At 47.7% G+C, this 11,799-nt stretch carries 4 protein-coding genes; all 4 read right to left on the bottom strand.

From position 1 onward, the window contains the following. Positions 1 to 49 precede the first annotated feature (49 nt). Positions 50 to 2,566 (bottom strand): glycosyl hydrolase 115 family protein, encoded by a 2,517-nt coding sequence (locus BM257_RS01430; RefSeq protein WP_092067487.1) that lies wholly within the window; start codon positions 2,564 to 2,566, stop codon positions 50 to 52. A 34-nt stretch (positions 2,567 to 2,600) separates the two neighbouring features. Next, positions 2,601 to 4,367: a RagB/SusD family nutrient uptake outer membrane protein gene (locus tag BM257_RS01425; RefSeq protein ID WP_092067485.1), complete on the bottom strand. Its 1,767-nt coding sequence runs from the start codon at positions 4,365 to 4,367 to the stop codon at positions 2,601 to 2,603. Between the two features lie 6 nt (positions 4,368 to 4,373). Next, entirely contained in the window at positions 4,374 to 7,397 is a 3,024-nt protein-coding gene (locus BM257_RS01420; protein ID WP_092067483.1) for a SusC/RagA family TonB-linked outer membrane protein, read from the bottom strand. Between the two features lie 179 nt (positions 7,398 to 7,576). Then, complete coding sequence (locus BM257_RS01415; protein WP_092067481.1) at positions 7,577 to 11,440, bottom strand: hybrid sensor histidine kinase/response regulator transcription factor; 3,864 nt, start codon at positions 11,438 to 11,440, stop codon at positions 7,577 to 7,579. Between the last annotated feature and the right edge of the window lie 359 nt (positions 11,441 to 11,799).

Raw genomic sequence — 11,799 nt, 5'->3', positions numbered from 1 at the left:
TTTGTAAACACAATCTTTATCTGTTGTCAGTTTAGGATTAATTTAGAATTTATTTTATGGTAATCCGTTGTACCATTAGTCCAGGATCACCTGTAATGATGGTGATGGAATGATCCTTCTTTTTAGGGTTGACGGCAAAGCGAAGATGGCAAGATGCTTCATTTCTCAATACCTGATCCTTCCAAAGTCGTGAGTACTCGGAAAAGAGATTGTTGAAGACCTGCGGCTGACAACCGTCAATAGAGATTCCAATCTTGTTCTCCCTTCCTTTGTATAACGGCCAGAAAGGTACTGTCGACAACCATACGTCCACGCTATCCTTGTTTTCATGGAAAAATGAATAGGTGATATGTGGACTCTTGAGGGATGTGGCATCGCTCACCACATTTGACGGTTCTGTCATCTGTACTGCCACCCAGTCCATACCTATCCCCTTTACCAATCGGATTCCATCTGACTTACTTGTCGGGGTTGAAAGATTAATAGGCGTATGCTGTTTCATTGTCGGTTGGAGATCTGGTTCAATGATCCCTTCCAGCGCATTGAAAGTGACAGCGGGCTTTTCTTGATAAAGGGCACACCAGCCTGTCGGCAGGTCCATGATTCCTTTCCATTTCCCATGACACTGTTGGTTATACCTGTTGTTGAGTGCCTGGATACTGTCATAGGCGATAGTCATCTGCTGCGCTGCCCAGTTAGCACCTTCCGCATTCAAACGACTTGCCAGCTCATGGTTCAGTTGAGCCATCAAGAACTTCCTGTTCATCTGGTAGGCAGCACAGACAGGAAACTCAACCAATTGGAAATAAGCATCACGGGCTTCTGAGGGAATCATCTCCTGTGTTTTCTCTGCGATCTGATGATAATCAGCCAGGCGTTGTTGTGCTGTACCTGTAAAGAAAGAGAAATCAGTATGATGCAGTCCACTATGTGCGGCATCGTCCCATTCGTATTCATAACCCATGAATTCAGGTTTTCTTGACCACGCAAGACGATAGTAACTGTCCAGTATTCTCTGGAAATCGTCCTCCAGTCTGTCACCAAACATGTTTGCCAGCAGACGTGCCTGATATTTACCCGCCTTATCGGTGTCGAAAGCAGTGAAATCCCATGCCATATCCATGAAGGTCTGTATGCCCAATTCCATAGGTTTGATATCCCCAACGTTCAGCAACCAATATCTGTCAGCCCCTGTGTCGTATGCTTTCTTGAGTTCCTCGTACATCAAGACGGGTGGGGTGGAGTTCAGCCATAGATAGTCGTGAGGAGCCCCCAGGTATGAAAGGTGGTAATAGACCCCTGAGTGTCCTTTCCTTTTCTGCTCTTCCGGATTGGAGACACGTTTCATATAACCATAGTTGTCATCTACCCAGACAAGTGTGATGTCGTCGGGTACGTTGAGTCCATTCTCATAGATGTCCATCGTCTCTTTATATGGAACAAATATCTGTGGAATCTGATCGGCAGGGTTGTCAATGTGTTTCTCAAGCAGTTGTCGCTGGTCGCTGATGACTTGTTCTAATAGTGTGACACGCTGTTCCTTGGATATGTCGCCTCGAAGTCCTGCATCATGGAGTCCTCGCATGGCAACGGTATATATATTCTCATACTGAGCAGCTTCCGTGAGACGCTGATTCCACTTATTCCTGATATGCTCCCCATTTGTCAGGTAATTCCAGTCACCATCTTTCTGCAGGTCCCATTCACTCTTAGCGGCATTATTCAGTAATAACGGCTCACAATGCGAAGTCGTGATGATAATGCCGAAAGAATCAGCTACCAGCTTATTTTCCGGATGGGAATAAAAAGCACCAGTACAAGGGTGCATGGCAGGAGCAAGCATATTCGCCTTGAGTCTGAGCAGTAACTCACACACTTTGGCGTATGTCTTTGGACCGATGTTACCCAGGTTGCGCTCGAAATTCTTGGCAGCCCATGGCTTCAGTCCCCAGTCCTCGTCATTGATGAAAATCCCACGATACTTGACAGACGGTTGTTTGGAGATATAGTCAGCATCCACATAGACCGCCTTCCGCTTCTTAACAGGTACATCTGCCCACCAGTACCAGGGTGATACTCCTATAGCCTCAGATAGCGTGAATACACCATAGGCAGTCCCCCTGCGGTCGCTGCCTATAATATACAACCGATTCTGAACCCATTTGATGAGGAATTGCTCCCAACCGTTCTTGATACCGTCAACCTGAAGATGTCCTTCTTTGACGGCAGCATCAATCAATGGGTTACAGCCCAGTGTTCCAATGATGATGGCAGGAGCAGAAGAGGTTGGGGCAGACTGTTGTCTGCAACTCACTCCAGTAACACGCCGTATGTCATCACCCAGCAACTGTGCAGTTTTCTTTACTACCAATGCTTCCTGGGAAGACACACAGATAGTGGCAGTCTCGGTACCTGTGTATAGCGCAAATCCTTTTGCCTGTTCATGAACCCGCAGGTGATGACCGGCAAAGGCTTGCTGGGGCATGATGAGACATACTCCAATAATAAGAATATGGCACGTAATCACTACGCGCCACATTCTTAATTGAGAAATCTTAAACTTCATTATATTCTATAATTAACTAATCGTTCCCCTTGGATTAATAACCGGGGTTCTGCTTCAATTCAGCATCCTTGTTTGCCTGAATGGCTGACAGTGGGATAGGCAGCAAATCGAAATGAGCATCATAATCTTTGCCGTCAGCACTATGAGCAGCACTGAAGTAGGGGTTGTATTTCTTGATGCGCTCGCTGAGTTTACCAACACGTGACAGGGTCAGACGACGCTTCTCCTCACAGGTGAGCTCACGAAGACGCTCGTCGAGGATATAGTCGAGGTTTATCTGAGCAGCCGTACATGGTTTTGCGTTGGCACGCTTGTGCAACTCATTGATATCGTTAGCAGCTTTCTCCTTGTCACCCTTGTTCATGTATGCTTCAGCACGCAGCAGATAAGCCTCTGCAAGACGGAAGAAGTACTGGTCGGTGTAAGTCTTACCACCTGTTCCGGCAAGTTGGTAGGTGTCTTTGTTCTGATACTGTGCATCAGGATGATGGAACGGAGTGGTCATCTTGGTGGAATAGCCACACATGAAACGGTTAGGAAGCTGTGTGGTAGCATTGACACCACCGCCGAAACCAGTCTCCATAGACCATCCAGCAGGCAATACGGTATTTTCAAGATCGAAGTATCCGTCAGGCATAGCAGCCTTTAACTCAGGATTGTCATCCAGCACGTTGGTGCGGTGAATCTTGAAGCGGCGTGGCCAGTTATACTCTGAGTTACGCATATCGTCAAAGTCGTCAGCCCAAATCTCGTTATAGAGATGGTTAACAGCATAGTGTGTACCGATACCACGACCACCAGTCATGTCACCGATAGGCCAGTTGAAGAGCTGGAGTCTGGTGCCGTCGGGTTTGATAATCTGGAACTTATCCACCTGAGGAGCGAAGAAACGCTCTCCCCAGAAGCTACCTGGATTCCAGAAGAAGTGGCTGGTGTTGTTACCACCACCTTCAATATTCGTCTCAAACTGAATCACCCAGATACCCTCAGTATTACCAGAGGCACGGTTCTGGTTGTTCGGACGGAACAAGTCATAGAAGACATCTCCATCTTCGCTAGCCTGTGAGCCGAAACGGTTCTTCATCAGGGCGAGGTTAGGATTGTTGATGACAGCTGTTGCGGCTGTGACAGCCCCGTCGTTGTTACCTGTAGCCAGACACATCTCAGCCAGAAGCATGTTAGCAGCAGGCTTACTGATCTCACCATCTTTGACAGCGTTAATCTCAGGCAGGTTGGCAGCGGCAAACTGCAAATCTTCTACGACCTGAGCCAAGACCACATCCTTTGACTCGCGAACATAGTCGGTCTTTGGAGTAGACACCTCTTCCAACTGCAAGGGCACATCACCATAGAGCAGTACCAGTGTACGATAAGCCAAGGCGCGGAAGAAGCGAGCTTTAGCCTCATAGACAGCCTTCTCCTCGTCGCTCAGTTTGGATGAGCTAGGCAGACGACTGATGACAGTGTTTGCCTGGGCGATCAGTTTGTAGTTCTCATCCCAGTAGAACTTGGCGATGCCACCAGAGGGCGAGAGGTCAGCGACAACGTTTGACTGAAGTGGGTCAGCGGTGATCCACATATCTGCAAACTTAGAGAGATCCGTCGTACGGTCGTAAGTAGTATAGAACTCTTCTCGGGTCAGGAAGTAGAGCTCAGTGATAGCGGCATCAAAATCGGCGGCTGTCTCGTATGAGTTAGAAGCCGAATTGAAGTCGAGTGGTTTTTCCTCCAGGAATTTATCTTCGTTACATCCCGTCAGCATGAAGGCTGCCAACAAGGAAAAAATTAAAATCTTTTTCATTATGGGTTAGAGATTAATGTTCATACCAAATGTAATACTCTTCATAACAGGACGGTCTTCGTAACGCATACCAGTTACACGGTTCTGACCGTTGATGTCCTGATAAGTTGCGTTAGGCTCAGGATCCCATCCGTTCCAACCAGTGAAGGTCAGCAGGTTCTTGCAGCTCATGTAGATATTGATGCCCTCAATATGGATCTTACGCATCCATTCACGAGGCAGATCGTATGACAGGGTGATATCCTGCAGACGCAAGAATGAGCGGTTCTCATAGCGGAAAGGATTGATGGCAGGGTTTGCATGATAGAGTGCATAGATACCACCAGGATTGCTAGGAGTCCAGAATTTGTCAACCTGCTCAGTCAGTCTGTTATGACGAAGTGTGTTATCATTGACAAGCTCAGCATAAGAGTTCTTACCCAGATAGCTCTTGCTACCACCGACAACGGCATTGAGGAAGAAACTCAGGGTCAGTCCTTTGTACTTGAAGCTGTTCAGCAAGCCCATGCGAACAGAAGGATCTGTCTTACCGATGATGCTACGGTCTTTCTCGTTGATCTCACCGTCATTGTTGATATCGACGATACGGTAGTTTCCAGGATGATAACCCTCAGGGATGTCGTCACCTACCTGGTAGATGCCGTCAATGGTGTAATCATAGATAGAAGAGAGAGACTCACCGATGAACAAAGAAGAAGATGTGAGGTCGTCCTCCTTACCATCACCGTCTGTGTCAAGACCAGCCAGTTTCGTGATCTTATTGCTGTTTGTTGACAGGTTGAACATAGATGTCCACTCAAAGTCCTTTGTGACAATATTGCGAGAGTTGATGGTCATCTCAAAACCTTTGTTCTTGATCTCACCAACATTCGAGCGGATAGAGGTGAAACCAGTGATACTAGGAATAGCCACGTCATAGAGCAAATCCTTGGTCTTAGTGGTATAGAACTCGATATTACCGCTGATTCTGTTGTTAAGTACAGCGAAGTCAAGACCGAAGTTGAAACCAGCAGTCTTCTCCCACTTCAGGTCAGAGTTCTGCATGGAGGCAAGTTCCTGACGCATAGCGCCGGGCTGACCGTCACCGAAGACATAACCGATAGAGGAGTTGACTCTTGCCAGTGAGGAATAGCGGGAAGTCTGGTTACCGCTGACACCATAGCCGGCGCGGAGTTTCAAATAGTCAAGATGAGGAACCTTGAACCATTTCTCATTTGTCACTACCCATCCGAGTGCTACAGAGGGGAACACGGCAAATTTGTTGTTGGAGGCGAAACCAGAGAAACCGTCTCGACGTACAGTGGCGGTAATCAGGTAGCGTCCGTCATAAGAATAGTTCGCGCGAAGCATCTGATAGAGCAGTGTCTCTACCCATGCGTCAGAAGAAGTCTGCTGGATCTCAGCCAGTTCCAGAGAGTTATAGCCCAGTGTCATTCTTGGGAACAGTTTGGAATCTGCAGCTGTGTAGCTATACTTACGGCGTGAAGCACCATAGACAAATGTAGCACCTACAGTATGCTTTCCGAACGTGTTGTTATAGTTCAGGATATTATCCAATGTATAATCATAATAGGTAGAGTGGTGCTTGTAAGCCTGACCCTTGTTGTTCTCAGCGAACTCGCTGGCATAGTTATGCTCACCGACGCGATAGTTGTTACCGAAGTTGATACGATAGGTAAGACCCTTCAAAGGCAACTGCACCTCTGCATAGAGATTAGCGAAGAAAGAGTTGGTACGATCGTAGTCATCTACCAAAGAGCCATGATATGGATTCTCACGTGCATCATGTGCAGGGTAGTGGATCATGTTACCGTCCTCGTCGTATGGCTTTGTAAGCGGGCTGCACTCAATCAAGAACGGCAGGTATGTCTCCTGACCGTCACGATTCTCAAATGAACCGAAAGCCTGTACACCAGCCTTCAACCACTTGACAGGCTGAATGTCGAGGTTGACACGGATAGAGTTACGGCTGTAGTCATCGTTGAGCAGATAGTTCTTCTGCTTGGTGTTACCCAGAGAGATCAGGTAAGACATCGCATCGCTACCACCTGAGATGCTCAGTTTGTTCTCCCAGATAGAACCGTTACGTGTGAAGTCGTCCCACCAGTTGTAGTCACCAGGAATGATATTACCCTGATCGTCAGTCATCCAGGCGTCAGGCATACGCTCAGAGAGTTTGAAGTTAGGATCCTGCTCTCTGTAACCAGAAGCCTCTGTCTTGGAGTACAGCCACAGACACTCGTTGTCGAAGCGCAACATCTCGTCACGATTCATCGTGTGCAACTTGTGCGTAGGTGACTGTATACTATAACTTGTAGAGAAGGTAACCTTTGCCTTACCCTTAGCACCCTTCTTGGTGGTGATCAGCAAGACACCATTGGCAGCCTGTGCACCATAGACGGCAGTGGCAGAGGCGTCTTTCAGAACGTCCACGCTCTCGATATCTGCGGGGTTCAGGCTGGAGATGCTACCTGTATAGATGATACCATCCAGAACGATCAATACTGCGGTGCTACCAGAAATGGTATTCGCGCCACGGATAGAAAGAGCGGGGTCGGAACCAGCGGAGTTAGCCTGACCAACGTTCAGTCCAGGAACGGTACCTTGTAATGACTGTAACAAGTTAGTGTTAGGTGATTTCTCGAATGCCTGGATGTTAGCCCTGCTGACAGCTCCCGTCAGGTCGCTCTTCCTCATGGTACCATAACCAACCACTACGACGTCATCCAACAGGTTGTCATCTTCTGAGAGAACGACTTTGATCTCTCCGCTGCCTGCAGGTGTGACTTCTTTAGTCGTAAAGCCGATGTAAGAGACCACAAGTGTGGCATTCCCCTTCACTGAGAGTTGGAACCTACCGTCCATGTCGGTCACTGTTCCGTTCGTTGTGCCCTTTTCAACGACAGAGGCTCCGATAATCGGTTCCTCATCAGTCGCGGAAATCACAATGCCGCGCAGCACGTTTTGTGCATACGCCCCAACTACACTTAGCAAAAGCACTGGTAGTAGAAGAAATAATTTTTTTCTCATTGTTAGTTGTTTAACTGATTAATAGATGTGAATTGTCTCTGGGCGCAAAATTACGAACATATTGATAATATATATTTAGAAAAACGTTTCATAAGAATTGGAAAATATTTCAATGAAAAAAAAACATGCATTTTGCAACATGTGACAAAATGCATGATACTTTTGGCAAAGTTCACGGGTTACAGGCTCTCTTGCTCTGCATATTCTGAAGGAGTCATGCCGAAATATGTCTTGAACACTGTGGAGAAATGTGTCTGGTCGTTAAAACCGACACAAAACGCCACTTGACTGATATTCACCTTCTCTTCTTTGATCAGACGGGCAGCCTGCTCCATGCGCAGGTTACGTATGAACTTACCAGTTGGAATCCCCGTCATATCCTTCATCTTACGATGCAGTTGGGTACGGCTGAGACCGACATCCGCTGCCAGCACATCCACATTGTAGTTCGGATCCGACATCTTGGCATTGACCGATTTCATGATGCGCTCCATCAGGGCGTCATTATTGCCAGCCACCTCTATGTTCTCCACACGCTCGGTCTGCGAGGAGGCGCCACTGAACTTCCCACGGAGACGGCGTACGTTATTGATGAGGTTGTCAATCTGAATATGTAACTCCTCCATGTTAAACGGTTTGGCGATATAGGCGTCTGCTCCCTTCTTGAGACCTTCAAGCTTGTCGCTGACCTCTGCTTTGGATGTCAGTAATATTACTGGCAGGTCAATGGTCTTTGGATTGCTCTTGATCTGTTTGAGGAATGTGATACCGTCCATCTCCGGCATCATGACATCGCTAATGACCAGATGGTAGGGGTTCGTCAGCAGCTCCTTCATGGCTTCCTTTCCATTGGAGCGGTAGGTGAACCGGTATTTCTCACTAAGCTCTCCCATGATGTAATCAGCAATTTCCGCATCATCATCAACGATAAGGATGTTGAATTCCCTGAAGACCTGTTTACCCTTGTTCTCGGAGATGACTTGTCGGACAGGACTGTCTGTCAGCAGCTCCGCGGGTTTCAGGTGTTTGTTGCCTAAGGGAATGGTGACGACGAACGAGGTGCCTTGCTGTCCGTCCGTCCTACGACGTGCCTTGATCTTTCCACCATGCAGCTCTACGATGGAACGGCTCAGGTTCAGACCGATGCCTGTTCCTTGCATGCCTATACCAAGATTGTTCTTGCCTTGATAGAAACGGTCGAAGAGGTGTTTGAAGTCACTGGGCTTGATACCTACACCATTGTCGATAACCTCTATCTCCAGATGCTGGTCAGTCTCCCTGAGTATGATTTTGATCTCTCCACCGTCAAAGGTGTATTTGAAGGCGTTGGATAGCAGGTTGGAGATGACCTTGTCAAACTGTGTACGGTCAATCCACGCTATCAGGTAGTCTTTCTCGTGCTCTATCGTGTATGTGATGTTTCTCTGACTGGCAGTGTACTGATAGAGTTTGCAGAGGTTACTGACAAATCCTACCATGTTAGTCTCCTGACAGTGGAGGCGCATCTGGTTCTTGTCAATCTTCCGTTCGTCGAGAATCTGGTTGACGAGGAGCAACAACCTTTGCGCATTCCTGTCGATCGTCTCCATATATACCTGACAGTTCTCATCGTGTACCATGTCTTTCAGCTTCGCCAGAGGACCAAGGATGAGGGTCAATGGGGAACGGATGTCATGCGTCGTGTTCATCAGGAACTTCATCTTCTCATCACCCAGCTCCATCCGCTTCATCCTAGCGTAGTACAGGAAGATGGCTACTAAGATAGCACAAAGGAGCAACACATAACAGGCGTATGCCCATGAACTGCTATACCAAGGATCCTTCACGACAATCGTCACCGTAGCATACTCGGTAGAGTAGTGGTTGCCAAACTTCGCGCGTACATCTATTATATATTTACCAGGAGGAACACGGTTGAACGGGAAGGTATTGGTATCGGTGATATTTCCCTGCCATTCTCCTCCATTGATCCGATACTCATAACTAATGTCCTCCGCCCACATGAAGTCAAACAGGGAGGCACTGATAGAGAAGGTGTTCTCATCGTAGTCGACGGTGATGCGTTCCTGGACGGGAGACACCCACTTGCCGTTGATGTTGATGTCTGTGATATGTACGGCACCTATGATATGGTTGCTGTTCTTGATATTCTTGGGATAGAAGGTGGTCAGACCATTGTTGATACCGAAACAGATCATACCGTTATTGGTGCGAATGCCGATATTGCTCAGATACTCACTTGTGACTTGTCCGTTACCCGTGTTATAGGCTATCATCTTCTTGGTCTTTGCCTCATACTGCCAGATACCGATGGGAGTACTTATCCAGAGATTGTCCTCCTCGTCACACTCGACACGGCAGATCTTCGTGTCTGCCAGCGCGTCACCATGTGGCAGCGGTACTGCCTTGTGATGCTGGCGGTCGTATATGAAAAGACCGGCATTTGTTCCGATAATGATATTTCCTTTGGAATCTTGACAGAGAGGACCACAGACGATGGTATCCAAAAGGACTTCCCAGCCATGACTCTTGAAACTGTCATCGGCAATATTCAGACAGCAGAGACCGCGTGCGGTAGAGATCCACAGGTCACCTTGCTTGTCCAGCAGCATGGAGCCTATCCAGTTATTACACGGATGTCCTCCTTCACCTGTCATACGGGTGAAATAGCGTTTGATTTCACCTGTCCGCTTGTCATATCTGAGGAATCCTTGACCGAACTCTGAGACGAAGAGCCATGGTCCCGCGTCACAGATGGTGTTAAGCCATTCCGATGAGGACAATACCAGTCGTGTACTGCCACTATGGGGGTCAAACGTGAACAAGCCCTTGTTCGCACTGACCCAATAGGAGCCGTCGTTATCGCGGTAGATGAGGCTGGTGCCATATGGCATGGAGGGATGGGCTACCACTTTTCCATCAGCGTCAAACAGGTAAAGCCCCTGATACCAGACCGTGCACCATAACCCGTTGTTCTCTGCCAATGCCACCGATGAGATCTGGGAGTTGTTCAAGGCAGCATCCGTGGGAGAGAACGTCCAGGAATGGAAGGCGGTCTGTTGCTTGCTAAGCAGGGCAACACCCTTTAGGAAGCACCCGATCCATAGATTTCCATAACGGTCTTCCTCAAAGGCTGTGGTCGACGATTCTGAGAGTTGGAAGTTCTTGTCACGGAAGTCAATGACATGTGGGGTCGTCTGTCCTTTGGGGATGACGAAGATTCCATGTCCGGAGGTCCCCAGGTATAAGTCACCGTCGCTTCTCAGGAAAGCGCCACGCATGTCGGCGTTATGGACGATGCTTTCTATATGATAACCAGCATCTTTCCACGTCTTTTCCGTATAGTCAAAGTATTGGATACTCTTCGGGAAGACGGCAAGCATCCTCCCGTCAGCATCCGTCAATAACTCTTGGACGGTCTCCTGTGGCTGGTACCTCCTTGCTTGGACAGCCTGTCCTTTCTCCATGAGGAACTGATAGATTTCTATCCCTCTGCCCTTACACCAGATCGCCCCTTGGCGGTCTACATGTAAGCGGCTCAGGAAATTGTCGGGTAGGAGATGATAGAAACTCTTCTCCTCTACCAGCTCGTCCGTCCCCTTCTTCATCGAGAAGATACCCATACCTGCTGTACCGATATACAGGTCTCCGTTCTTGGTTTCTATGATACTGTTCACTCGTGGATGACGACCTCCGGGAAAATGCTGTCGGATGAAACCGTTACGACTGAAGTCATACCTTGCCAATCCGCTTCCTGTTCCTACCCATAACCGTCCTTGGCTGTCGCAGAACAAGGTGCAGATCTCATTCTGGGGAATACTCGTCGAGTCGCTACTGCTATATCTGTAGTTATAGAAGCGGTAGCCGTCAAATCTGTCAAGACCGTAGGTCGTACCTATCCAGATATAGCCATAGCTGTCCTGACTGACACAGGTGACATCACATACGGAGAGTTGTCCAGTAGAAAACAACTTCCCGTTTGTCTGTGCATACCCTGTCAGGGATATGCATGTCAGTATCAAGATGAGAATTCTCTTAAACATCGGCTTACAAAAGTACGAAATTATTTTGTAATACCAAGGTTTTCTACAAGAAAAGTTCCTCTTTTATTTTGTTCTTTACTCGCTTATTCGTATCCTTGCAAAAGCATAGTTACCAACTATTCTAATTAACTTATGGAAACTAAAACGAAACTAATCTCCAACTGTTTTCTTCTGAAATGCCGATGTACAGGGCGTTTGTGGTCAGTTGGAGATTGCTCTAACCTCTAACTGACCTCTCACTAACCTCTAACATAGTGGGAGATGGGTTGGACGTTAGTGGGAGGTTCAGACAACCTCCCACTGGTCTTGCGCCCTTTATTTATCGAGGTTTGCGGCATTTTTAGTGGGAGGTTAGGGCA

It is taken from the genome of Prevotella sp. tf2-5 (genome assembly GCF_900115435.1).
Classification (GTDB): domain Bacteria; phylum Bacteroidota; class Bacteroidia; order Bacteroidales; family Bacteroidaceae; genus Prevotella.
This window is presented reverse-complemented; position numbering and strand designations above follow the sequence as displayed.